Here is a 22,877-nt window from a genome sequence, read left to right on the forward strand (position 1 = left end):
GCCTGTTTGCCTCATCAGAGCATCTTGCGCGCCGGCTGCTCACGCAGTACCCGGAGCTGCCTGACCGGAACCTGCGCGCAAAGCTGGAAATCTACGGCGCCATGCGCATCGGCAACACCGCTCCCGATCTTGTTTTCGGTCCGCTCAGGAACCGACCCGATGGTCTGTCAGCGGAAAGCCTGAGCGGGCTGGATGCTGATTTTGTGCTGGTCGTCTTCGCCGCAGGCTGGTGCGCCGCCTGCCGGGAGATGCTGCCCGAACTGCGGGCAAGGTACCAAAGCTGGCGTGCGCAGGGGGTGGAAGTTGTGCTGGTAAGTCTGGATGATGCGCCCGAAGCCTTTGAAGCGTTCACCGCCGGGCTGCCCTTTCCCGCCACCACCGACCTGAACCGCTGGGAAAGCGCCGCCGCCCTCGACTGGCACGTGCACAGCCTGCCCGCCTTCTGGCTGCTGGACCGCGACCGCAGGATTATCCTGCGCCCCAACTCCGTAAGGCACGCCCATGCCTGGGTTGACTGGCACCTCATACAGGGCAACCCCATCCCCTCCCCGCGCTGATCTCCCGGTTGATGGCACGCGGATTGAGCGGATCGGGCCGGATTTCCGCGGATTTTTTGGGGGGTTGATGCACCGAACCCCGCCCCCATGTCATTTCGAACGCTTATCAGGTGGAAGGAACTCTCCGAAGCATCCGGGAGGGGAGAAGCAGGAAAATGACCGAAGCGTAATGTGAGAAATCCCCAAAGCCAGCCCCCCACCCTTCGCGCCCTTCGCGCAACCCTTCGCGGTCTTCGCGGTTAAATTCCGGCAGCTGATTTTCACCGCGAAGGCCGCTAAGGATGTCGCGAAGGGCGCGAATAGTAGGGTGCCGGATGGCCCGCGGAACGGGTCAGATTTCAGTTACCCCGTACGCTTCTAATACAAAAAACCAAACAGCCAAAGCGGGATGCGGTTGCCATATCCGGTTTCGATGCCGTCGATGGCGAGCCATGCGTTTTCTTCACCTGAAATCTGTGCGGCGGTCTTGTTTTTGCCGCCCACTTCAAGGAGCAGGCTGCGATCAACGAGGAAGTCGCCACGATCAGGCTCGTGCACGGTGTGGATCGGAGCAAGCTGACTAAGCAGGAATGATTCGCGCTGCGTGCCGGGGTTCACCTCACCCGGATTAAGGCTGTGCATGATATTGGGATGGCTCAGGTAAACTTTTTCCGGCTTGGTAAGCAGGCTGATCCCTTTTTTCGCACTAAACAGGGATCGTGTGAGCCCCGCCAAATCAAGATAGCGGAAATAAGCCTTCAGGTTGTTTTTGCCTGTCTGCATGCGTTCCGCAAGTTTGTCGATGTTAGGTTTGAAAGGCACACTGTGGCTGATGATGTGCAAGAGCTGTTTTACTTTTTCCATACTTGCCGGGCTGATCCCGGTAGTGAGCAGTAAATCGGACTCGATAACCCGGACAACCGTTTCCCGAAGGCGCAAATCGTAAGTTTGCGGGTTTTCGAAATAATAGGGGTAGTAGCCCCCGCGCAGGTAATCCTCAAAATGCTGAAGCGGCCTGATTTCCTGCCAGATCGTTTTTGCAATCTGCTGATGGTCGCTCAGAATGGAACTTAGCGGAATAACATCGAAAGTCTTTCCCGTTGCAAACTGAATATACTCGCGAAAGGAAAGCCCCGGAAGGTCGTAAATCACGGCCCGCCTCGAAAGCTCACCAAGGCCCTCACTCAGCTGAAGCATGGATGAACCGGTAAACAAAACATGAAGCCCGGGATAGCGGTCATAAATGTTCTTCATTTCACGGGCCCAGCCACTGTAGCTGTGCACTTCATCGATGAGAAGGTACTCGCCGCCCCGTTTCACAAATGCATCTGCAAAATCGGCAAGTCCCTGCTGCGCAAAAGCAATATCATCCAGACTGACATATATTTTTTTCTTGTCCTGAAGCTTCATCCGGGCAAACTGAAGCAACAGCGTCGATTTGCCGACTCCCCGGGCACCCTTGATTCCAATCATGCGTCCGCCCTCAGAAAGCTGAGCCAGCTGATTTCTTACAACCGCTTCCGGCGCATGTGAGATGAGCCGTTCAGAAATTTCGAATAAATAATCCATCATAATATCGGTCTGTGTTCAGACCGAATTTACTTGTAAATCGGTTCACGTCCAAACCGATACCTGATGTGCGCCTAATGGCACGCGGATTGTGCGGATCGGGCCGGATTTGCGCGGATTTATTAGGGTGATGAAGCCCAATCCCCGCCTTCGCGGTCTTCGTGCAACCCTTCGCGCCCTTCGCGGTAAAAAACCGGCGCTTAATCCATGACTCTCAACGCATCCTTCACCCCTAAAAAATCTCGATATCGCCTATGCTGAAGCGGTTGCTTTCGGGGGTGGCCTGTTTGGGCTGCCAGGTGCGCACGTGTATCAGGGGTTCTTCTTCGCTTCGGAAATCAATCAGCAGGAAGAGGTAGCCCACATCGGAGTAGGTTTGGGAGTTGTAGTACTGCACCAGCGACACGCCGTACATGTGCGGCTGCTGCGGGTGCCGGAAGATGTCGATGTCCTCAAAGCCCACATCAATCCAGGCGTTTCGGGCGAACACCCCGCGCAGGCGGCTCAAATATTCTTCCTTGTTGAAGCGCAGGAATTCAACCTGCTGCTCATATTCGGAGCTGCGACCCTTGCTTTCCACAACCCGACCCACGATAATCAGGGCTTCATCGCTGAACACCTGTTCGATGAAAGCGATGTCTTTCTGATTGAAGGCCGTGCGGAAAATTTCGAGAAAGCTGATGATCATCATCCTGTTTTCGTGATCGACCGCGCTGTCGGCGGCACGGATGAGCGCCTGATAGCGGTGTGCGGGAAGCGCGAGCCGGAGGCCGGATACGCTGCCGTCGGCGCTGAACTCCAGCACGCCCTCCTCAAAATGCTCATCGCCTGACTGATCCCGCATCATCAGCGGGATGTTGCGCATCTCCCAGCTGCCGTCGCTGCGGCGGGCGAGCTGCTCGATGATGATGTCGTCATCCACATAAAACCGACTCACGCTCCACAGGCGGCCGAAGCCGACCGCGTCGAAGGCCGCGTGGGTTTCCCGCCCGAAATTCGGACGTCGCTGCAGGCCGAAAGAGCGGTTGATTTCCGTGAGAAAAGCCGTAGCGTTGCGTTCAATAACAGCGCGAAAACCGCTGTCCGAAAAATCGGCAACGTTCACCAGCACCTCCGCCGGTGGATCAGTAGCTGCAGTGGCCTCCGGGCTGTGCGCCCTGATGCCGGCCGGGAAACACATCACCCCAAAAAGAAAAAACAGCACGGCAGCACCCGCAAAAAAAGGCCGGCGTTGAGAAGAGATTTTAAAATAGGATGAAACTTTCATTCGGCTTAAGACTTGATGAAGCGTTGAGCAGCAAATAGCTTGCTTGGAAAAGACATGGTGATAATTTTGACCGCTAACCGCTAACCGCTAACCGCTAACCGCTAACCGCTAACCGCTAACCGCTAACCGCTAACCGCTATTCCGTGAAGTGAAACCAGACCGTTCCCATATTGCGGAAGCGTTCGGGGATTTCGGTTTCGGTGAAGGTTGTGGTGCCGGGCAGGCGGGTGCGCGCTCCGTTCAGGGCGGGGCCAAGCACGGCTTCGACGCGGCGGTTCACGGGGTTGATGACCGCGAGGTAGCTTAGTGAGGCATCGGGCATGTCCGTGCGGTTGCCGACAATCAGCCGGCCTTCCTGCTGCAGCCCGTTAAGGCGGCTGATGAACTGATCGCCGATGCGGATGCGCAGTAGCTCGTCGAGCAGGGCTGTTACGATGGCGCTTTCGCTGGCTGTGCTGCGAGCAGGTGCAGGCGTGGGCGCTGTTTCCGGGCGCGGACTTCGCCCCGCAGTTGCCGGCGGTGTCGGACGGCGCTCGCTGAGCGGGCTGATGCGTCCGCTGCGGTGCAGGCTTTTGTGCGTAGTTAGGTGCTCGTCGTTGTTCAGGTGAAGCGAAACTTCTGCGGTATCGGAGCCCGGTTGAAAGGTGACGACCGGCGTGGATTCGGTGGTGCTTCGGCCGTCGATGGTCCAGCGGACGGAAAAGACGCTGAGGTTTTGGGTGTTGGGGATGAGGCGCACCCTGCCGTTGCTCAGGGCTACGGTTTCGATATCGAGGCTGAGGGCGGGGCGCCAGTCGGCCGTTACCGCGCGGCGGGTTTCGGGCCGGATGCGCAGCAGGGCATCGGTGGTTTCTTCAGCAAGGCTGCTGCCGGGCGAAGGACTGATGCGCAGCACCAGCTCTTCGAGGGCGCTTGTGCGGGGCTGATCGATGTAGAGGGAGGTACGCCCGTTAACGACCGGGTGCGCCCCCGCGCCCCGGCGGTCGATGCCGGCTTCCAGCATTTCTGCCGGCTGATTTCCGAAGCGGATTTCCAGATCGAGGTACATTTCGATGCTGTCGCCGGAGCTGCGGTTGCGCACGCCCGAAACCCGGATATCGGCTTCGTTCATCCGCCGCAGGATGCGCTCCCGGCTGAGCAGGCGGGCTTCGACCGGGGCATCCGAACCGAAAGCGGTCACGAAAACCGGCTCAGGGAAAAAGGTGGTTGCGGCAAGGACTTCCAGCCACAGCAGCATGGCCCCGTTGAAATTGCCGAGACTTTCGGCCATTTCGGCCTGTGCGAGCATGGATCGGAGCCGGCCGGCTTCAAGCTCAAGGGTGCGCGCAAAATCGGCCCGGCTGATGTAAGCGGTCGTGCGCCAGCTGCCGTCGCGCCGCTGCACTTCGATATGTCCCGCGCCGCGCAGCTCCATGCGGCTGAGGGTGCGGCTGCGCATCTGCACCTCGCTGCGGAGTTCCTCCTCGTTCTCGCTCACGCGCACTTCGGAATCCGAAATCACAAAAACGACGATGCGTTCAATCAGATCCTGCCGCGCAAGGCTCAGTGCCTGTTCGCGGTTCTCGTGAAAAGCCTCCCCCCAGTGATAGTTGCCGCTCTGCTTGATTTCGAGAATGCGCTGACTTTGCTCCGTCGTTTGCGCCTGCGCCGAAAGCGGGTTGATCAGCTGTGAGGCCGCGATCATACAAACCGCTAAAAAAAGAAAAACCGCACGAAACGGAAGGGGTTTCGGGCGGGCAGATATATCGGGAGCCGGCCGGGAGAGCTTGCGGGGCCCGGATGCACTAAGGCGTAAAAAAGTAAAATTCATTCGGGACAAATCTGCGACTAAGCTTGTGATGCGGTGCTAAAAAGAAGCCGCGGCCTGTTTTGGTATTCAGCTGAAGGCCCGGAAACCCATCACCCGAAAAAAAGATACCAAAATTTGAAAAAAGCGCCTCGGCGAGTAAAAAATATGATACGGAATTAGCGCTGAAGCCGCAAAGAGATACGTCCTGTTTTGTCCCGAAAGCCGGGCAGGCTCAGACCTTGTTCTCCGGTTTGTGGATGCGGTCGTAGAGCAGGTAGTAGCCGATTACACCAAAAAGGGCGGCCATGATGAGGGTCATGATGAAGCTGTTGAGGCCCTTCGTGAAGCCGTGAGCCGTGGCGATGGTGGTGAAGGTGATGAAGGTAAAAAGCAGCGCGCAGATCAGGTTCACCCAGCGCATCATGCGGGTGGCTTTGCGGTACTCGTGCGCCGCGTTTTCTTCGGTGATGGTGACGGTGTAGTTAAAGGTATGCGGCGCTTTGTTGAGGAAGTAAATCATCATAAACGTCATGGCGCCCATAAGCGGGAGCAGCAGCAGCATGTAGCGGGAGCCGGTGGAGGTCACTTCACCCGAAAAATCAAAATGAGTGGGCACAAGCTCGGGGAGTCCGCTGAAGGATACGGCAACCATGAGCACCAGAATGATGATGAGTGTAAAGCCGAGCCGGTCGAGCAGGCGGTCAAAAGGCTCGGGTTCGATTTCAAGTTTGGGGGGACGCGGGCGTTTCATCAGGCAGTTTTTTTCATGGGGAGGTTTTGGGGCGCAGATGGGGGACTGCTGTACGGAAGATATCAAAATCTGTTGCCGGCTGTGGCGGGATTTCGGGTTCCTGCATTCGGATATGACCGTTTTGTGCAGCTTTGTAAAACAAGCCGTTACCAGTATATTTCCGACAGGTCCGCCTGCTGTTGGATTAAGAATGCAGCCAATCGGCCAGCCGTTTTCTATGTTCACCGCTTTTTCTTCATCAACTCCGTAAATCATGTCCGTACAACCGATTACAGATCCCAAAGCTGCCGGGGCTGCAAGCCCTGTAACCGACGAAGCCTTTTTTGAGGCGCTCAGGCGCAGCGAGTACGCCAACCTCGACGCCGGCGGACACACCTATCTCGATTTTACCGGCGGCAACCTGAACCCGCGGAGCCTGATTGAGGCGCATCAGAACATGCTGCTCGAATCGGTGCTCGGCAATCCGCACTCGACCAACCCGACCTCGCAGCTTGCGACGCAGCTCGTTGAGGAAGCCCGGGCCAAAATTCTTTCCTTTTTTAATGCCGCGGCCGATTACTACTGCGTGTTTACGACCAACGCAACCGCGGCCCTGAAGCTCGTTGGGGAGAGCTACCCCTTCACCGCAAGCAGCACCCTGCTGATGCTCAGCGACAACCACAACTCGGTGAACGGCATCCGTGAGTTTGTGAAGCGCCGCGCCGGCCGCACGCTGTACGCGCCGCTGAACGTGGAAGACCTGCAAATCAACGAAGAAAAGCTTGCCAAGCTGCTTGAAGACGGGCGCGGCGAGGGGCCGAACCTGTTCGCTTTCCCGGCGCAGAGCAATGTATCGGGGGTGCAGCATCCGCTGGAGTGGATTGCCCGCGCACAGGCGCTCGGCTACGATGTGCTGCTCGACGGCGCCGCTTTTGTGCCGACCTCCCGGCTCGATCTGAGCGTGTGGAAACCTGAGTTTGTCTCGGTCTCTTTCTACAAAATGTTCGGCTTCCCGACCGGCATCGGCTGTCTGCTGCTCAAAAAATCGGCATTCACCAAACTGAGCAAAAGCTGGTTTGCAGGCGGAACCGTGACCCTGGTTTCCGTTGCCGAGCAGAAGCAGCACCTGGCCGACGGGCACGAGCGCTTCGAGGACGGCACCCTGAACTACAACATGATTCCTTCCGTGAAGAATGGCCTGGAATACCTCGAAACCATCGGGATGGAGCGGATCTCGGCCCGCGTTAAGGCGATGGCGGGATGGCTGGCGCAGCAGCTGCGGGAAATCCGGCACGACAACGGAAAGCCGGTCGTGCGGTTGTTTGGTCCCGAAACGTTTGAAAACCGCGGCGGCAGCCTGGTGCTCACCTTCTTTGACCGCGACGGGAAACTCTATCCGTTTCAGGAAGTGGAAGGGCTGGCCAACGAGCGGAAAATTTCGATCCGCTCGGGCTGCTTCTGCAATCCCGGCATTGATGAAATCAACTCCTGCGTATCTACGGAGGAAATTGCCCGCTACTTCGCAAGCCGCGACCGGCACTCGCTGCCGGATATGGTGAAGTTTCTTGGCCGCATGCGCGGCGCGACCCGCGTTTCGGTCGGCATCGCCAACGTGCAGAAAGACCTCGATACCTTTGTGGATTTCGTGGCCTCGCTCAAAAACAAAACCATAGCCGAAGCTTTGCGCCGCAACGAGATAAAGGCGATCAGCCACTGCTGAGGCAGCGAAGCCGGAAATGAGCATGCACATTTTCTTTTCACACGGGAAGGAGAGCGGTCCGAACGGCATCAAGATTCAGCAGCTTTCGGCTCTGCTGCGCGAGCGCGGACTGACTTCGGAGAGCCTTGACTACACCGACACCTTCGACCCGGCCGTGCGCGCAGCCCGGCTGGTGAGCCGGGTCAGAGCTTTTACCGACACAAACCCCGGAGCGGGCTGGGCGCTTGCCGGTTCAAGTATGGGCGGGGCCGTGAGCCTGCTGGCCCTGCGCGACCTGCAGCCTGCGCTCAAGCCGGCTGGACTCTTCCTGATGGCGCCGGCCGTTTTCATGCCGGGATATGAAACCGAACCCCTGCCGGAAATCAGCTGCCCCGTGAGCCTCATTCACGGCTGGCAGGATGAGATCATCCCCCCGGAAAACGCCATTCGGTTCGCCCGCCTCTTCCCGAAGCACACCCGGCTGATGCTGCTTCCCTCGGGCCATACCCTGAATGAAGTGCTGCCCGACGTAAAGCATTTTTTTCTGCGTTTTTTGGATGATGTGTGCCCGGGCAGGTCATAATGCTGAAGCCGCATCTTCACTTTACAGCTGAACCCTTTCCCGCAAACAAGAATGATTTGGAGGAGAATTATGACACAGACTAAGCGCCAAAATGCGTCATCAGCGCCGGCACCGGTTGCAGCTCTGCTGCTCCCGCTCGTGATACCTGCCCTCGGTTTTGCTGCGTCCGGCTGCGGCAGCGAACCTGCCCGGTTACCCGCCGGTGAAACGCATCACGAAGTGGAAGGCGCTGCGGAGCGTCTGCTGGTATTCACCAAAACGAGCGGCTGGCGGCACGACTCCATAGAAGCAGGTGTGGCAGCGGTGAAAAAGCTGGCTTCGGAAAACGGCTTCAGCCTCACGCACACGGAGCAGGCGGGGTATTTCACGCCGGAAAATCTCAGTCGTTATCAGGCGGTGCTTTTCCTGAACACAACAGAAACCGTGTTCACGAATGATGCGCAGCGGCAGGCCTTCAAAGCCTTCATTCAAAACGGCGGCGGTTTTGCGGGGGTGCATTCCGCGACTGACACGGAGTACGAATGGCCGTGGTACGGCGGGCTGGTAGGGGCGTATTTCAGCAATCATCCCAACAATCCGAATGTAAGGCGCGCGGTGATTGAGGTGGTAAACCGGGATCACCCTTCAACCCGGCATCTGCCGGAGCGCTGGGAGCGGGAAGATGAGTGGTACAATTTCAGCTTCATCAGTCAGGCAACAGAGGTGCTGCTGCGGCTCGATACCGACAGCTATGAGGGCAGCGACCATCCCGGAAATCATCCGGTTGCCTGGTATCATGCGTATGACGGCGGACGGGCCTTTTACACGGCTCTGGGGCACACGCGGGAGTCATTCGAAGAGCCGCTGTTTCTCGAGCACCTGCTGGGCGGCATTTTGTATGCTTTGGGGCGGCACTAAAGCACAGGCTGAGGCTTTTGAAGCCTGAGGTTTAAAGATTGAGGCTGCCGGAACCTGATGGATCCGGTTTCTGTGCGCTGACTTCTCATCACCGATCCCTGAGCAGAGCAGCTTCCTGTTTTGGGGTTTTGAAGCCGGCTTATGGGATGGGTTCAGGCTGGGAGCGCCGGCATCAGAAAGCAAGGGACACGCCGTCGATTTGGGATTTTTAAGCAGCACGGGCGCCAGTGATGTGCACGGAGTTTCCCCCAAATAAAAAAATGACGGGAGCGGCAAAAGGTCGGGAATCAGGGGCAGATTTATTTTCAGGACTTCGCGAACACCTCAGCCAGGAACAGTATGTGGGCGCCCAGCTCGGTTTGGATGAGGTCTGCACCGTGCCGGATGTCATCCCGGCTGACGTTTGCAGCGAAGCGCTTGTCTTTCATTTTTTTGGTGACGGAGCTGGCCTTCATGCCCACAAAGCCCTCCGGGCGCATCAGGGAGACGGCGTGCATGAAGCCGCTGAGTTCATCGCAGGCAAAGAGGTAGCGCTCAATTTCGGTTTCCGGCTGCTTGCCGGTGCGCTCCGGGGCGTGTGCCCGAATGGCTTCGGTAACGGAGACCGGCAGCCCGAATTTCGGGAAAACTTCGGCTAAGGCGTAGTTGGGATGGGCGTCGGGGTGTTTCTCCCAGTCGAGGTCGTGCAGCAGGCCGGCGAGGTACCATTCATGGGTTTCCTGGTCGTTTTTGTCCAGCTTTTGGGCGTAGGCCGTCATGGCGGCAGCAACCATGCGGCAGTGGTGTCGCAGGTTTTCGTTTTCGATGAAGGTTTCGAGCAGCTGTTCAGCTTCTTGTTTCGTCATGGCAGTTCAAAGTTGTTGTTTTTTAAAGGAAAAGTGAAAATTACAGGCAGTCCGGGATTTGAGCGAATATACCAACTGCTGAAAGGAATGCAAGAAAAGCATAAAAAAAGTGATTTTAGCCGTATTTTTCGGGGCTGGCTGCCCCTCCCTGTTGTGAAAGACCAGAAGGAACAGCTGGTCTCATTTTATAGTTTTCAAATCATGCTTCCAATCTATCTAAAAAAGTCGCGTGTGTCTGCCGCTGCCTGTGTTGCACCTGAAGGGCAGCTGATTGATTGTAACCCTGCATTTGAGCGGTTGTTTGGCGAAAAAACGGGTTTCACTAAGCTTTTTGATCTGATACAAACCGGTTCACACGGCAGTTTGCGCCGATTATGTGCTAATGCGGGTTCAGCAGAAAAACGCAGAAAACGGACAATACCGGTAACGACCCTCTTTACAGTGTACGGAACAGCTGTGCAGGCAGATTTTATGCCTTTTTCAGAAGGACCTGAGGGAACTGTGCTGCTTGGACTATTTGCACAAATTTTGCCCAATACAGGGCTTCCGAAGCATACCCCTACAAATCTTGAGCTTCAGCGTGATTACCTTGCGTCGATTATTGCAGCCATACCTGATATGCTGCTCATTGCTGACAGAGACGGCAACATTCTGGAGTGGGGACATGCTGCCGATGGCAAAGAGGGCTTTGTTCCTGCTGCCGGTTTTGAAGAAACTGCTTTGCAGGGGCTGCTTCCGGTACGTGTTCGTGCAGCCTTTCGCAGTGCACTCCGGCGCATTTGCCGCGGTGAATCTGCTGAACGGGTCGAATACAGCCTTGCAGGCAGTGGTCAGGATAACTGGTTTGAAGCCAATCTCGCTCCATTAGGTAATGATAAAATTATTGTACTAAACCGGGATATTACCAAGCGGAAACAGACTGAAGAGAAAATCAGAATTCAGGAAGGCATGCTTCGGGCAATTTATAACAGTGCGGGACAGTCAGTAACCTTTATTGACCTTGAGTTCAAAGTCATGTTCTTCAACAAAGTTGCCGAAAATATAGTGAAGCAGGTTTTCGGAAAGGTGAAGACCATCGGTGCGCCAGCCCTCGATTATGTGTTGCCTGCCGACCGGGATGCGTTCGAAAATTATTATCGGGAGGCCCTTGCCGGCAAGCAGGCTTATTTTGAAAAGGAGAATCAGGGTAAATGGTGGCGTTTTTTCATTTATCCGGTGTATGATGAGGGCGGCAAAATCAGCGGTATTGCTCAAAATGTGGCTGACGTAACCGACCGGAAAGAACGGGAAATTGAGCTTCGTGAAAATAAAGAACGGCTGAATAAAACAATCGAAGCGGTACCGCACCCGCTGTTAATCACTGACGAGGCCTGCTGCATTACCTATATAAATGAGCAGTTTGAGGCCGTGCTGGGCTACGATGAAAGCAAGGCCGTGGGATTGCCGCTTAGCAGCCTTATCCCTGATGACTACAAAGCAGAGTTTGGTCAAAAACCGCTGCTGTATTTTGAACGGGTTGAAACTGAAAACGCACTTAGTACGGATCGTTACATAGCTGTTCTGAGATCCTGCGGCGACCAAATAACGATGGACAGCAGCTTCAATACTTTTTCGAACTTCGGCAAGCAGTACTCCATCATTATTTTGCAGGATGTAACGGAGCTTAAGCGCCGTCAGGATATCATCCTCACCCAAAATAAATTCCTGCGGAAAATTGCATGGCAGCAGTCCCACGAAGTGCGCCGGCCTATCGCCAACATTTTGGGAATCTGCAACATGATCAGAGGGGATGAAGCGCTCTCAAATGAGGAGCTCAAACTCTACCTGCAGCACCTGAGCATAGAGGTGGCCAATCTTGATGACATCGTGAAAGCCATCGTTGCCGAAACGAACCGTACCGAAGAAGCGGCCGGCGATCAGCCCGGCACCTGATCTTCACCGTTGTTTTGCTGCTGAAAGGTGTTCTTCCTTTTACATTTTATGAGCCAGCACCCGGAGTACGCTCGCTTTTCCCTGATGGAAACGGCCTTCGCTGAGTTCCGTTTCTACCGGTTCGAGTTCAGAGAAGCTGTAGCCGCTTAGCCAGTTTTCAAGTTGTTCGGGGGTATAAAGCAGCTCCGGCGATTGTGGCCCGCCCGATGCACGGCCCAGCTGTGCGGCTGAATAAAGCTCTGCAATCAGAACGCCGCCGGGCTTAAGGCTTTCGGTTATTTTTGCAAAGGCGCGCTCCATAAACAGCGCCGGTAAGTGGAAAAAGATAACTCCGGCCGCATCGAAGCTTTCGGGTTCAAGGGCCGCATCATGAAAAGACTCGACCCGGTAATCGAGCTGCACCGCATTTTTCCGGGCAAGCTGCATCGCCTTTCGCCGGCCGGCTGTGCTGAAATCAACAGCGGTAACTTTCCAGCCCTGCTGTGCAGCCCACACGGCATTGCGGCCTTCACCCTCTCCGGGCAGCAAAATATGGCCGGGCGTGAACTGCTCCAGTTTTTCTTTAAAATAAAGGTTGGGTTCAGTGCCGTAGGCATATTCGGGCGCCCGGTAGCGTTCGTCCCAGAAATGTTTCATAGTTTCGTTTAATTCGTAATAAAAGCGGCGACTAAATCTGATTGAGTTGTTTTCGCCAGATGAAAGAATTCTGAAGTTAAGGAAGACTGATCCTTTTTATGACTTTTTAGGTTGATAAAGTTGTCTTTTGTGTAGGGGGGATGAAGCCTCAAAGCCATAAAAAAAGGCCGGAGGTAAAATCTCCGGCCTTGTGGTACGCATTAATGATGGTCTGCCCGAATCGGGTTAAGCTGTTTCAGCTTCTGAACCCTGAATGGCCTGCAGTACTTCGAGCGCTGCCCGCGGGATGTGCGTACCCGGTCCGAAAACCGCTGCCACACCCTGCTCCCGCAGCCAGTCGAAGTCTTTGGGCGGAATTACACCGCCGGCAATCACCACGATATCTCCGGCATCCTGCTTCTTCAGCTCGCTGATGAGTTTTGGGATGAGGGTTTTGTGGCCTGCGGCCAAACTCGAAACGCCCACTACGTGCACGTCGTTTTCCACGGCCATTTTGGCAGCTTCTTCCGGGGTAGAAAACAGCGGCCCCATATCCACATCAAAACCGATATCGGCGAAGGCGGTCGCCACTACTTTGGCGCCGCGGTCGTGCCCGTCCTGCCCCATTTTCACCACGAGCATACGGGGTCTGCGGCCTTCCTGCTCCGCGAAAGCTTCGATAGCTTTTTTGATCTTGCTGTAGTCTTCATCGGCTTTGTAGGCACTTTCATACACGCCGGAAATGGTCTGAGAAGTAGCGTTGTGGCGGCCCCAGACTTTTTCGAGGGCATCAGAAATTTCCCCGACCGTGCAGCGGGCCCGGGCTGCCTCAACCGCGGCTTCCAGCAGATTGATGCCGGTATCGGTAGTGGCAGCACGTAATTTACTGAGGGCAGCTTCGGCTTTGACAGCATCACGGCTTGCCTTCACTTTTTCAAGGCGTTCGATCTGCTTGCGGCGAACCTCGGTGTTGTCGATATCCAGTACTTCGATGTCATCTTCCTTCGCGAGGCGGTACTTGTTTACCCCAACGATGGTTACATCCCCCTTATCGATGCCCGCCTGCTTGATGGCGGCCACTTCCTCAATGCGCATTTTCGGCATGCCGCTTTCGATGGCTTTGGCCATGCCGCCCAGCTCGGTGACTTCCTCAATAATGGCGCGGGCTTTTTCGACCAGCTCCATCGTCAGAGATTCGACCGCGTAGGAGCCCGCGAAGGGATCTACGGTTTTGGTGATGTCGGTTTCTTCGGCGATAATCAGCTGCGTATTTCGGGCGATGCGCGCTGCGGTATCGGTCGGCAGGGAGATGGCTTCGTCGTAGGAGTTGGTGTGCAGGCTTTGGGTGCCGCCGAGTACGGCTGCCATGGCTTCGATGGTTGTGCGAACCACGTTATTGAGCGGATCCTGCGCGGTGAGGCTCCATCCGGAGGTTTGGCAGTGCGTGCGCAGCATCAGGGATTTCGGATTTTTGGGACTGAAGCGCTCCTTCATGAGTTCGGCCCACAGGGTACGTGCGGCGCGAAGCTTGGAGACTTCCATCAGGAAATTCATCCCGATGGCAAAAAAGAAGGACAGGCGCGGGGCGAAGTCGTCAACATCAAGCCCGGCCTTTTGTGCGGCTTCCACATACTCGAGGCCGTCGGCAATGGTGAAGGCCAGCTCGAGCACGCTGTTGGCGCCGGCTTCCTGCATGTGATAGCCCGAAATCGAAATGGAGTTGTATTTGGGCATGTGCCGGCTCGTGTACCCGATGATGTCCGACACAATCCGCATGGACGGCAGCGGCGGATAAATGTAGGTGTTGCGCACCATGAACTCTTTGAGGATGTCGTTCTGAATGGTGCCGCTGAGCTGTTCCTGCTTCACACCCTGTTCTTCGGCGGCAACAATGTAATTTGCCAGTACGGGAAGCACGGCCCCGTTCATGGTCATGGATACCGACATTTTGTCGAGGGGGATGCCGTCGAACAGGATTTTCATGTCCTCAACAGAATCGATGGCAACGCCGGCCTTGCCGACATCACCCTCAACGCGCGGGTGATCAGAGTCGTAACCGCGGTGTGTAGCGAGGTCGAAGGCAACGCTGAGCCCGCGCTGACCCGCAGCAAGTGCCTTGCGGTAAAATGCGTTGGATTCCTCAGCGGTAGAGAAGCCGGCATACTGCCGGATGGTCCAGGGCCGCTGCGTGTACATGGTGGGGTAGGGTCCGCGGGTAAAGGGCTCCTGACCCGGAAGGCCGTCTTTGTAAGGCGAAGCGGAAATGTCATCAGCCGTGTAAACAGGCTTCATGGTGATGCCTTCCGGCGTATCATAAAACAGCTTTTCGAGGGGTGCCCCTTTCAGGAATTTTTCTGCAAGCGCTTTCCACTGTTCAAACAAAGGTGAGTCGGGTACAGGCTTCATAATTGCGGGATTTAATAATAGATCAGGATAACATTTTAGCGCATGGAACAAACCGAACCGCTAATTTCGAATAATAATATCTGTTTAAAGTACAAAAAAAGCCGGAATGATACCCAAAGCCTGTGCTGCTTTAGATTGATTTTCCAGCAGTGCAGCAGTTCGAGCATGGAAGGTAAACCGATCGGTTCCGGAAAGCTGAAAGAACGGTGTTTGGGTCTGACGATGCGTTATCTAAATATAATAAAAACAAGTTATTGAAATAATATTTGTTTAAACAAACGATTTTCTCGTCAGCTGCGTTTAAAGCTCGAAATACAACAATTAAACCAAATCAGAATTATTATGAAAGCACAAGTACACGGCTTGCATCATATTACGGCAATAGCCGGTGATCCGCAGGAGAACCTTGACTTTTACACAAAGGTGATGGGTCTGCGTCTGGTAAAGAAAAGCATCAATCAGGATGCGCCCGATACCTACCATCTGTTTTTTGCCGACAAAGACGGCAACCCCGGTACGGACCTCACCTTTTTCCCCTGGCCAGATATGGGTCCGGCGAAAACCGGTGCGGGTATGGCAGTGGAAGTCATTTTCGCCATCCCGCAGGGCACGATGGCCTACTGGAAAGAGCGCCTTGACGCTCATAACATCACCACCCTCGAGGAAATCCGCTTCAGCGAAAAACACCTCACCTTCATTGATCCGCACGGTCTTGGTCTGGCCCTCACGGAAAACGATGACGAACGTGATTTTGCAGCCTGGGAAAAAAGCAGTGTTCCGGCAGATAAGCAGCTGCGCGGCATGCATAACGTGCGTTTTCAGGTGCGTGAGCTCAAAAATACCGAAGTCCTGCTCACAGATGTGTTCGGTTACGAACGCATGGCTGAAGACAACGGCTGGGTCCGCTACGGCGTGGAAGGCGGCACTTCCGGCAAGCTTGTAGAAGTACATGCTGATTCCAAACTCGGTCTTGGGCGCTGGGGAACCGGCGGCATCCATCATCTTGCGTGGCGCGTGAAAGACACCGAAGAAGAAATGACGGTGCGCAATAAGGTGATGCAGTTCGGTCTGTCGCCCTCACCGCAGATTGACCGCTTTTGGTTTAAATCCGTGTACTTTAAAGAGCCCGGCGGCGTTTTGTTTGAGCTTGCCACCGACGGCCCCGGATTTGACCGGGATGAAGATCCCGAAAAATTGGGTGAAACTTTAATCCTGCCGCCGTGGTATGAGCCTAAGCGTGCAGAAATTGAAGCAGGCCTGAAGCCGCTTAAATATGAGTTGAGTTAGCATTATTAAATCAAGAGAGCGCAACAACGAGCCATAAGAAAAGCCGGCGCCGATGCTGATAAGTTTCAGGCATTGGCAGCCGGCTTTTTGGTTTGGAACAGGCAGTGGTTTACAGATCTCTATTGAGAAGATGCCTGATCAGGCTGAGTAAGGCCAAATTGTTTTTCTGCCAGAACGCCGGTGCCGAAAGCAGTAAGAGCACAGATCAGGGACAGCAAAAACGCCCATGAAAGCTCAACAATGTAGGTAGCTGAAAGCCACACTGCCATAGCGGTAACCAGCGTGAGCCCTGCGGCAAGCGGCCCCCCTTTCTTGCTGAAGAGTCCGAAAACGACAATCGTGAAAAGTCCGGCTGTGCCAAAAGCGGCTGCATCAACTACGAGATCGTAAACTCCTTCGGCGTTGGTAGCCACAAACCAGGCTGTAATTCCAAACGCAACAACCATGATTCGTGCCCAGCCGATTTTCTGCTTTTCGGCCATACCGGGGTTCTGATTCACAATAAGGTTGTGGGAAACCAGTGAGGATGCAACAAGCAGGGTGGAGTCAACGGTAGAGAGGATAGCTGAGACCAGCGCCCCGGCGAAAATAATGTACAGCAGGGTTGGCATGTATTCCTGAGCAATCAGCGGTACAATTTGCTCACTGTCTTCAAGGCCCGGCATCAGATGCAGGCCAATGATACCGATAAAAGCGGGAATCATTCCGAAACCCAGGTACATGCTGCCTGCAGTGACGCAAGCCCGGCGGGCAACTTCCGGAGAGCGGGTTGCTATCACCCGGGCTACCAGCTCATGTGCAACAACCGATCCGCAAAGCGGGATCGCCCAAATGTCAATCCGGTCAAGCCATGAGGTACCATCGGGCTGACGCAGGCTAAGGCGTTGTGGATCCACCTGCGACCAAACGGCGCTGAGATCAGGCACATTCAAAATAAGCAGCACCAAAAGCGCGACAAGCCCGAAAATCAGCACAACCCCCTGAATCAGGTCGGTCCAGGCAACGGCGAGCAAGCCTCCCAAAACCGTATAGGCAATAACGATGGCAGCAGCAATGGTGATAGCGATTTCCAGCTCCAGCTCGGAAGAGGCGGTAAGCACCTGACCAAAAGCGAGTATCTGAGCTGATGCCCACATCAGTGTGCCGGGTACCATCATTAAAACGGCAAGGCGCTCAATCCCGGGCGAGTAGCGCTGCCGGAACAGATCTGCAAGCGTTGTTAGTTTGCGCTTCCAAAGGGGTACTGCAAAAACAAGGCCCATACCGATCAGGCAAAGACCAAACCCGAAGGGATCGGCCGAGCCGCCTGCGAGTCCGCCGTCATAAATAGCCCCGGACGACCCGATAACGCTTTCTGCACCGAACCAGGTTGCAAAAATGGTGAAGGTGCCGAGCCAGTAACCGAGTTTTCGGCCGGCGAGGAGGTAGTCGATTTCGGTTTTGATAAAGCGGGAAACCCAGACCCCGACTAACAGTTGCAGCCCCACATAAATAAGAATACCCACCAGCATATACGACATAAGCTGTGCTCCTTCAGGTTCAGTTCAGTTGCGGTTGGATAGCGTAAGGAATTGGCATTAACGGGCGGTTAATGCGCACACAAAGGTACGTTAAAGCTGTTTTTATATTCAACAATAATGAACCGCTGAGGGAAATGTCTTCGCAAATCAGATACAGGCAGATGCTAAAAGCTGATTAAAGGTCATAAAAAAGGGGTTTCAGGATGATACTCCTGAAACCCCTTAGAGATAGCAGACAGATAAACGCCGGGAAAGTTAGTCGAGATCTACGTCTTCCAGGAACTCATATCCGTCGAAGGTATCGAAATCGAAATCGCCGCCGAGATGAAAAATATACTCATCCAGCAGGTGAGGCCTCATCAGGCTCAGATATTCCCAGGCGTCATTACCAAACTGCCCGGGCATTTCGGCTACAAGCCTCAGCGGGCGTAAAGCCCTGAAAAGCAACCCCTGATGGATATAAGCATTGGCCTTAAACCAGTATGCTTTTTCTGCCTGATGCACATCGCTTAAATCAAATGAAAGGGTACGTTCAAAAGCTGAAACGGCCTCAGTCCAGCGTTCCATGTTGTAAAGGGTAAGGCCTTTATTCAGGTAAACTACGGCAACCCGCGGATCATCAGGAAAAAACTCAATAACCTCGTCATATAGCTCCAGGGCCTGTTCATAGCTGCCTGAAAAAGCAAGCAACAGCGACTGATCAATTATTTCCTCAACCGGATCGGCAGTGCTGTCGTTGCGGAGTGAGGCAAGCGGCTCAAATAAAATATAATCAGCCTCTTGCGGGATACCAAGCCGCTCAACCAGCGCCAGGCGGCTGTCGGTTCCGGTCTGAGAGCTTACCCGCAGCAGGTTCAGGCTCCAGACCAGTAAAAGAACAGCTGCTGCTGCAGCAATCCAGGCATAATAGGGTTTAATGCTGAATGTTGGGACTGCGCTTTTATCTGCCATATCTGGTGTTGCCTTATAAGAAACCGGTTCGGCTTTTGCCGTGTTAATGGCTGTTTCTGATTCGGCAAGCTCTTCGGCATATATCTCTGATTCGGCTTGTGCCATAAGCGCCTTAAACTTTTCAGGATCGCTTGCTGCCATGTGTCTGAGATTGGCATCAAGGTGAAGGTGATCCAGAAAATCAGGGTTTTCAAGAAGAAAAACCCAAAATGCTTCTGTTTCTTTAGCGGACATCTTTCCGGATAAGTAACGCTCAATACTCCGGTGTGCCATTTCAATAAACTCGTTATTTGTAGGATTCTGCATCGTCTCTGAAGTTCAAACTATTGATAAGTTCTCCGAACCTTTTGGCACGGAGGTACGTGACAGCAACAGCAGCGTGAATAACTATAACCTGAAAAACCTGGAACTAACGATTGTGAACTGGAAAAAAGCGTATTGTTTGTCAAATCAGGCTGTCTTACGTACACCCCTTTAGAGTCAGAACTTTGGATTTCCTTACAGTATTTCAGGAATTTTTTTTTATACACTCCAAAAGCTTCTGATTGATGCGGTGTTTTCGGGTCCAGACATTGCTGGCGGTGGTATTAAATTCCCGGGCAAGGGTTTCTGTTTTTGCTTCAGGGTTACTAAGCATAAACAAAACCATGCGCCTGAAAGCAGCATTCAGTTTTTCAATACAAAGGTACAGCAAATCCTTAAGTTCATTGTCGATAAGCAGCTGCCCGGGGTTGTTGTGCGTACTTTCAAGCAAATCTTCTGAAGGCATTCCGGCCATTCGTTTGTTTTGTTTATAAAGCCGAAAATATTCATTTCGCGCTGAAACCAGTATATAGGCTGCCGGCTTAGTACCGTCAATTTCACCTGTTTTTGTTTTACTGATAATCATAAGTAAAACATTTTGGGCACAATCTTCTGCATCATCTTTTGATACGCCAAAATGAATTCGGAGAAAATCTGTAATTACACGGGTTGTTTTACGGGCAAGTTGGTTCATCTCAGCAACGTCGTCGTGCTGGATAGCGGTTATAAACCGGGAAAAGTCGTTCATATTAGAAGCAGGTTACGAGAAATATGAGAGGACAAATGTTTTCCGGCCGGGTTGAGTGAGCGCGTTCTACAGCTTAAGCAAGATTTCAGCATCAGCTACAGCTATAATATGCAAATTTTAATAAGGGCAGCCGTTTTTATAACAGATACGAAAGTAATCTAAATCACCATTAATCCAAAGAAAAAGTGTAAATGAATTTACATCAGGTATCGTGCTTATTTAAGCAACGTTCATCGCCGGAATACTGCCGGTAGAGCAGTTAGCAGGCAGATGTATATGTTAAGCTGAAGCGTCTTATATTTATGCGCCGGTAATGCGGCCACACACCCGTAAACCAATCTGTAAACCCTTTTCTGAAACTTTCACTCTATTCCGGAAATTATGATTCGACTACTTTTTTGGACCCTGATGCTTTTTTTTGCTCAGCAAGCTGCTTATGCAGCAACAATTGACACATCTTATGAGGACGGCGATGAAGCGCCTGCTGATAATGACCAAAAGCTGAGCTCCGGTATTTTCACCCACTTCATGGATACAAGTGTCCATCCCGGCGACGACTTCTATCAGTTTGTAAACGGCCTCTGGCTGGAGCAGACCCAAATTCCCGGCGACCGTGCCCGCTGGGGCAGCTTCGATGAGCTGCGCGAAATCGCTGACGGGCACGTGCTCGAAATCATCCGCGCGGCAGCCGAAGCAAATGCGCCGCACGGCAGCGATCAGCAGAAAATCGGCGATATGTTCCGCTCATTCATGAACACCGGTTTGCTCGAAGAGCTTAGGCTCAGCCCCCTCAGCCCGCAGCTCGGAAAAATCGACGCCCTGCAGTCGCACGAAGATCTGGCCGGCCTCTGGGGTTACTTCCAGCGGTACCGCGCGGGCATCCCGATTTCGCTGTTTGTGGGTCAGGACCCGCAGCAGAGCGACCGTTACATCACCTCCGGAAGTCAGTCAGGTCTCGGGCTGCCCGACCGCGATTTTTATCTGAATGATGACGACCGCTCCCTCGCCCTGCTTGAGGCCTACCGTACGTTCATCGAAAGCATGTGGGAGCTGGCCGGCTGGGACAACCCGGCTGCTGCCGCCGAAACCGTAATCCGGATTGAAACGGCCATAGCCGAAAACCACTGGACCCGCGTCGAAAACCGCGACCGGGTGGCAACTTACAACCTGATGAAAACCACCGAACTTGCCTTTTATTCGCCGGGCTTCAACTGGATGCTCTTCCTGGATCAGGCCGGGCTGGGCGATATCGAAGAGCTGGTGGTGCGTCAGCCTTCATACTTCACGGCTTTTGCAGCCATGCAGGCTGAAGTACCCGTAGCCGACTGGCAGACCTACCTCCGTTTCCACCTGCTTCGCAGCAGTGCTACGAGCCTCAGCGCCGATTTCGATGAGGCCCATTTCCGTTTTTACGGGCAGATTCTCAGCGGTCAGCAGGAGCAGCGCTCCCGCGAACTCCGCGGTGTAGCGGCAACGGAAAGCGTGCTCGGCTTTATGGTCGGTCAGAAATACGTGCAGGATCACTTCCCCCGCGAAGCAAGCGAGCGCATGGATGAAATGATTGATAACCTGCTCGTAGCTTTCGATCAGTCCATCAGAGAGCTCGAATGGATGACCGACGCCACCAAAGTTGAGGCCCTGGCCAAGCTTTCGACCTTCACCACCAAAATCGGCTATCCGGAAGTCTGGCGCAATTACGATTGCCTCGAAATCCGCCCCGACGAGCTCATCGGGAACCTGCGCCGTTCGGCCGTGTGCGAGTACGAGCGAAATATCGGTCGTCTGGGTCAGCCCATCGACACCACGGAGTGGGGCATGACCCCCCAAACCGTGAACGCCTACTACCGCGCTTCCCTCAACGAAATCGTGTTTCCTGCGGCCATCCTGCAGCCGCCGTTTTTCGATGTTGAGGCCGAAGATGCCGTCAATTACGGCGCAATCGGAGCCGTAATCGGGCACGAAATTTCGCACGGTTTCGACGATCAGGGCCGCCGCTCCGACGGCGAGGGCAACCTGCGCGACTGGTGGACCGAGGAAGACGAAGCCGCCTTCGGCCTGCTTGCACAGCGCATGATCGATTTCTACAGCAGCTTCAACCCCATCGATGACATGCACATAAACGGGGCACTGGCGCTGGGTGAAAACATCGCCGATCTCGGCGGCATGAACGTGGCCTGGCGGGCCTACCTCAACTCCCTGAACGGAGCCGAGCCGCCGGTAATCGACGGCTTCACCGCAGAGCAGCGCTTCCTGATCGGCTGGGGGCAAATCTGGCGCACCAAGTTTACCGACGAAGCCCTGCGGCGTCAGCTGGTTACGGGGCCGCACTCGCCGGGCCGTTACCGCGTGCTGGGCATTGTGCCGAACCTCAATATCTTTTATGAAGCCTTCGAAGTGGGTCCGCAGCACAACATGTACAAGCCCGAAGAATCCCGCATCCTCATCTGGTAAACTGGAGCAGCCCCGGGCAGCATCCATCGGAAAAAAACTGTCAGCGTCCGGTCGTGCGAATTTTCACACGGCCGGGCGCGCTTTTTTTGTAGGGGGATGTGTTTCCGGGCGGCACCGCTTCCTCATCTCAAAAAAACACCGCAGCAATGAAAAAATCCGATGAATCCGTACCCGCTGACCCGCTCATTATCCGGCTTCACAGCCGTGACCGGCACCGGATTGAACTGCTCGCCATCCTGCCGTCGCAGCAGCAGAATCTAAATCCGGATACGACGGAAATGCGGAAAAGGGTGGAAGCACATCACCCTTTACCCCAGCCGGAATTTTCCGAAGACAGCGGCACGGCAACGATTCGGTGGTCGGCCAAAAAACTGCTGAAACGAAGTGGCGGCAGCTATCAGCTGCGGGAAACCGACGCGCTGCTGCGCCTGCAGCTCGAAAACCGGCTCTGGAGCCTTATCGCCGCCCCGGGCTGGTTGTGCCTGGGCGGTGCAGCTGTTTATGCCTGGAAAATGCTCGATCAGCAGGAACCGGCCGGGCTGTTTGCAGTGATTATTCTGGCTGCTTTTGCCCTTCTGTTTTTTAATCAGCGCGACAAAGCGCAGGGCAAAGCCCTGGAAGAGTTGCGCCGGCAGATGCTCACACTGTGCGGGGAAAATCCGGAAAAGGGCTGAGGCGGCGCCGTTCTGAATCAGCCTGAAACATCACGGAAGCGTTTGTTAACCTGTACTTAATACCATGGCGTTATA

The 22,877-nt window shown here is 54.4% G+C and carries 18 protein-coding genes; 8 read left to right on the forward strand and 10 right to left on the reverse strand.

Annotation, left to right across the window (positions count from 1 at the left end):
* Positions 1-557, forward strand: a 557-nt coding sequence (locus LAT75_RS07565) for a TlpA disulfide reductase family protein (protein WP_291482037.1), incomplete at its 5' end; no start/stop codon positions are given.
* Positions 558-914: 357 nt separating this feature from the next.
* On the opposite strand, the gene LAT75_RS07570 is transcribed toward LAT75_RS07565, so the two are convergent.
* The 4 genes from LAT75_RS07570 to LAT75_RS07585 all read right to left on the reverse strand — a co-directional run bounded on the left by LAT75_RS07570 (position 915) and on the right by LAT75_RS07585 (position 5,912).
* A complete protein-coding gene (locus LAT75_RS07570; protein ID WP_291482038.1) occupies positions 915-2,108 on the reverse strand; it encodes an AAA family ATPase in 1,194 nt (397 codons plus the stop codon).
* Between the two features lie 229 nt (positions 2,109-2,337).
* Positions 2,338-3,372: a hypothetical protein gene (locus LAT75_RS07575; protein WP_291482039.1), complete on the reverse strand. Its 1,035-nt coding sequence runs from the start codon at positions 3,370-3,372 to the stop codon at positions 2,338-2,340.
* 136 nt (positions 3,373-3,508) lie between these two features.
* Positions 3,509-5,056, reverse strand: a complete 1,548-nt coding sequence (locus LAT75_RS07580; RefSeq protein WP_291482040.1) for a hypothetical protein — start codon at positions 5,054-5,056, stop codon at positions 3,509-3,511.
* 337 nt (positions 5,057-5,393) lie between these two features.
* The gene (locus tag LAT75_RS07585) at positions 5,394-5,912 is read right to left on the reverse strand and encodes a DUF1648 domain-containing protein (RefSeq protein ID WP_291482041.1); all 519 of its coding nucleotides are present in this window, start codon (positions 5,910-5,912) and stop codon (positions 5,394-5,396) included.
* 253 nt (positions 5,913-6,165) lie between these two features.
* Here LAT75_RS07585 and LAT75_RS07590 point away from each other — a divergent pair, with 253 nt between their 5' ends.
* The 3 genes from LAT75_RS07590 to LAT75_RS07600 all read left to right on the forward strand — a co-directional run bounded on the left by LAT75_RS07590 (position 6,166) and on the right by LAT75_RS07600 (position 9,070).
* Complete coding sequence (locus LAT75_RS07590; protein ID WP_291482042.1) at positions 6,166-7,611, forward strand: aminotransferase class V-fold PLP-dependent enzyme; 1,446 nt, start codon at positions 6,166-6,168, stop codon at positions 7,609-7,611.
* A 16-nt stretch (positions 7,612-7,627) separates the two neighbouring features.
* A complete protein-coding gene (locus LAT75_RS07595; protein ID WP_291482043.1) occupies positions 7,628-8,173 on the forward strand; it encodes an alpha/beta hydrolase in 546 nt (181 codons plus the stop codon).
* Between the two features lie 69 nt (positions 8,174-8,242).
* A complete protein-coding gene (locus LAT75_RS07600; protein WP_291482044.1) occupies positions 8,243-9,070 on the forward strand; it encodes a ThuA domain-containing protein in 828 nt (275 codons plus the stop codon).
* Between the two features lie 305 nt (positions 9,071-9,375).
* Here LAT75_RS07600 and LAT75_RS07605 read toward each other — a convergent pair whose 3' ends face one another.
* On the reverse strand, positions 9,376-9,915 hold the full coding sequence (locus LAT75_RS07605; protein ID WP_291482045.1) for an HD domain-containing protein: 540 nt from the start codon (positions 9,913-9,915) through the stop codon (positions 9,376-9,378).
* Between the two features lie 471 nt (positions 9,916-10,386).
* Between LAT75_RS07605 and LAT75_RS07610 the strand changes: the two genes are divergently transcribed.
* Positions 10,387-11,847, forward strand: coding sequence for a PAS domain S-box protein (locus tag LAT75_RS07610; RefSeq protein ID WP_291482046.1), 1,461 nt, complete (start codon positions 10,387-10,389; stop codon positions 11,845-11,847).
* Positions 11,848-11,886: 39 nt separating this feature from the next.
* Here LAT75_RS07610 and LAT75_RS07615 read toward each other — a convergent pair whose 3' ends face one another.
* Both LAT75_RS07615 and scpA read right to left on the reverse strand, forming a co-directional pair.
* Positions 11,887-12,483 carry a class I SAM-dependent methyltransferase gene (locus LAT75_RS07615; RefSeq protein WP_291482047.1) on the reverse strand — a complete coding sequence of 199 codons (597 nt, stop codon included), beginning with the start codon at positions 12,481-12,483 and terminating at the stop codon, positions 11,887-11,889.
* Between the two features lie 225 nt (positions 12,484-12,708).
* Positions 12,709-14,868 carry a methylmalonyl-CoA mutase gene (gene scpA, locus LAT75_RS07620; RefSeq protein WP_291482048.1) on the reverse strand — a complete coding sequence of 720 codons (2,160 nt, stop codon included), beginning with the start codon at positions 14,866-14,868 and terminating at the stop codon, positions 12,709-12,711.
* Positions 14,869-15,210: 342 nt separating this feature from the next.
* On the opposite strand from scpA, the gene LAT75_RS07625 reads away from it, so the two are divergent.
* Entirely contained in the window at positions 15,211-16,155 is a 945-nt protein-coding gene (locus tag LAT75_RS07625) for a ring-cleaving dioxygenase (RefSeq protein ID WP_291482049.1), read from the forward strand.
* A 119-nt stretch (positions 16,156-16,274) separates the two neighbouring features.
* On the opposite strand, the gene LAT75_RS07630 is transcribed toward LAT75_RS07625, so the two are convergent.
* From LAT75_RS07630 to LAT75_RS07640, 3 genes are all read right to left on the reverse strand, one after another.
* Positions 16,275-17,675: a sodium:solute symporter family protein gene (locus tag LAT75_RS07630; protein WP_291482050.1), complete on the reverse strand. Its 1,401-nt coding sequence runs from the start codon at positions 17,673-17,675 to the stop codon at positions 16,275-16,277.
* Positions 17,676-17,930: 255 nt separating this feature from the next.
* Positions 17,931-18,860: a tetratricopeptide repeat protein gene (locus tag LAT75_RS07635; protein WP_291482051.1), complete on the reverse strand. Its 930-nt coding sequence runs from the start codon at positions 18,858-18,860 to the stop codon at positions 17,931-17,933.
* Positions 18,861-19,134: 274 nt separating this feature from the next.
* Positions 19,135-19,677 (reverse strand): sigma-70 family RNA polymerase sigma factor, encoded by a 543-nt coding sequence (locus tag LAT75_RS07640; protein WP_291482052.1) that lies wholly within the window; start codon positions 19,675-19,677, stop codon positions 19,135-19,137.
* Between the two features lie 381 nt (positions 19,678-20,058).
* Here LAT75_RS07640 and LAT75_RS07645 point away from each other — a divergent pair, with 381 nt between their 5' ends.
* Both LAT75_RS07645 and LAT75_RS07650 read left to right on the forward strand, forming a co-directional pair.
* On the forward strand, positions 20,059-22,128 hold the full coding sequence (locus tag LAT75_RS07645; protein WP_291482053.1) for a M13-type metalloendopeptidase: 2,070 nt from the start codon (positions 20,059-20,061) through the stop codon (positions 22,126-22,128).
* 146 nt (positions 22,129-22,274) lie between these two features.
* Positions 22,275-22,802, forward strand: coding sequence for a hypothetical protein (locus tag LAT75_RS07650; protein WP_291482054.1), 528 nt, complete (start codon positions 22,275-22,277; stop codon positions 22,800-22,802).
* Positions 22,803-22,877: the final 75 nt, after the last annotated feature.

The organism is Cyclonatronum sp. (assembly GCF_022565315.1).
GTDB lineage: Bacteria > Bacteroidota > Rhodothermia > Balneolales > Cyclonatronaceae > Cyclonatronum.

What these genes read in the sequence shown, in the direction of transcription:
- LAT75_RS07570 (WP_291482038.1), bottom strand. Translation starts at nt 2,108, where the DNA reads ATGATGGATTATTTATTCGAAATTTCTGAACGGCTCATCTCACATGCG.
- LAT75_RS07575 (WP_291482039.1), bottom strand. Translation starts at nt 3,372, where the DNA reads ATGAAAGTTTCATCCTATTTTAAAATCTCTTCTCAACGCCGGCCTTTT.
- LAT75_RS07580 (WP_291482040.1), bottom strand. Translation starts at nt 5,056, where the DNA reads ATGATCGCGGCCTCACAGCTGATCAACCCGCTTTCGGCGCAGGCGCAA.
- LAT75_RS07585 (WP_291482041.1), bottom strand. Translation starts at nt 5,912, where the DNA reads ATGAAACGCCCGCGTCCCCCCAAACTTGAAATCGAACCCGAGCCTTTT.
- LAT75_RS07590 (WP_291482042.1), top strand. Translation starts at nt 6,166, where the DNA reads ATGTCCGTACAACCGATTACAGATCCCAAAGCTGCCGGGGCTGCAAGC.
- LAT75_RS07595 (WP_291482043.1), top strand. Translation starts at nt 7,628, where the DNA reads ATGAGCATGCACATTTTCTTTTCACACGGGAAGGAGAGCGGTCCGAAC.
- LAT75_RS07600 (WP_291482044.1), top strand. Translation starts at nt 8,243, where the DNA reads ATGACACAGACTAAGCGCCAAAATGCGTCATCAGCGCCGGCACCGGTT.
- LAT75_RS07605 (WP_291482045.1), bottom strand. Translation starts at nt 9,915, where the DNA reads ATGACGAAACAAGAAGCTGAACAGCTGCTCGAAACCTTCATCGAAAAC.
- LAT75_RS07610 (WP_291482046.1), top strand. Translation starts at nt 10,387, where the DNA reads ATGCCTTTTTCAGAAGGACCTGAGGGAACTGTGCTGCTTGGACTATTT.
- LAT75_RS07615 (WP_291482047.1), bottom strand. Translation starts at nt 12,483, where the DNA reads ATGAAACATTTCTGGGACGAACGCTACCGGGCGCCCGAATATGCCTAC.
- scpA (WP_291482048.1), bottom strand. Translation starts at nt 14,868, where the DNA reads ATGAAGCCTGTACCCGACTCACCTTTGTTTGAACAGTGGAAAGCGCTT.
- LAT75_RS07625 (WP_291482049.1), top strand. Translation starts at nt 15,211, where the DNA reads ATGAAAGCACAAGTACACGGCTTGCATCATATTACGGCAATAGCCGGT.
- LAT75_RS07630 (WP_291482050.1), bottom strand. Translation starts at nt 17,675, where the DNA reads ATGTCGTATATGCTGGTGGGTATTCTTATTTATGTGGGGCTGCAACTG.
- LAT75_RS07635 (WP_291482051.1), bottom strand. Translation starts at nt 18,860, where the DNA reads ATGTCCGCTAAAGAAACAGAAGCATTTTGGGTTTTTCTTCTTGAAAAC.
- LAT75_RS07640 (WP_291482052.1), bottom strand. Translation starts at nt 19,677, where the DNA reads ATGAACGACTTTTCCCGGTTTATAACCGCTATCCAGCACGACGACGTT.
- LAT75_RS07645 (WP_291482053.1), top strand. Translation starts at nt 20,059, where the DNA reads ATGATTCGACTACTTTTTTGGACCCTGATGCTTTTTTTTGCTCAGCAA.
- LAT75_RS07650 (WP_291482054.1), top strand. Translation starts at nt 22,275, where the DNA reads ATGAAAAAATCCGATGAATCCGTACCCGCTGACCCGCTCATTATCCGG.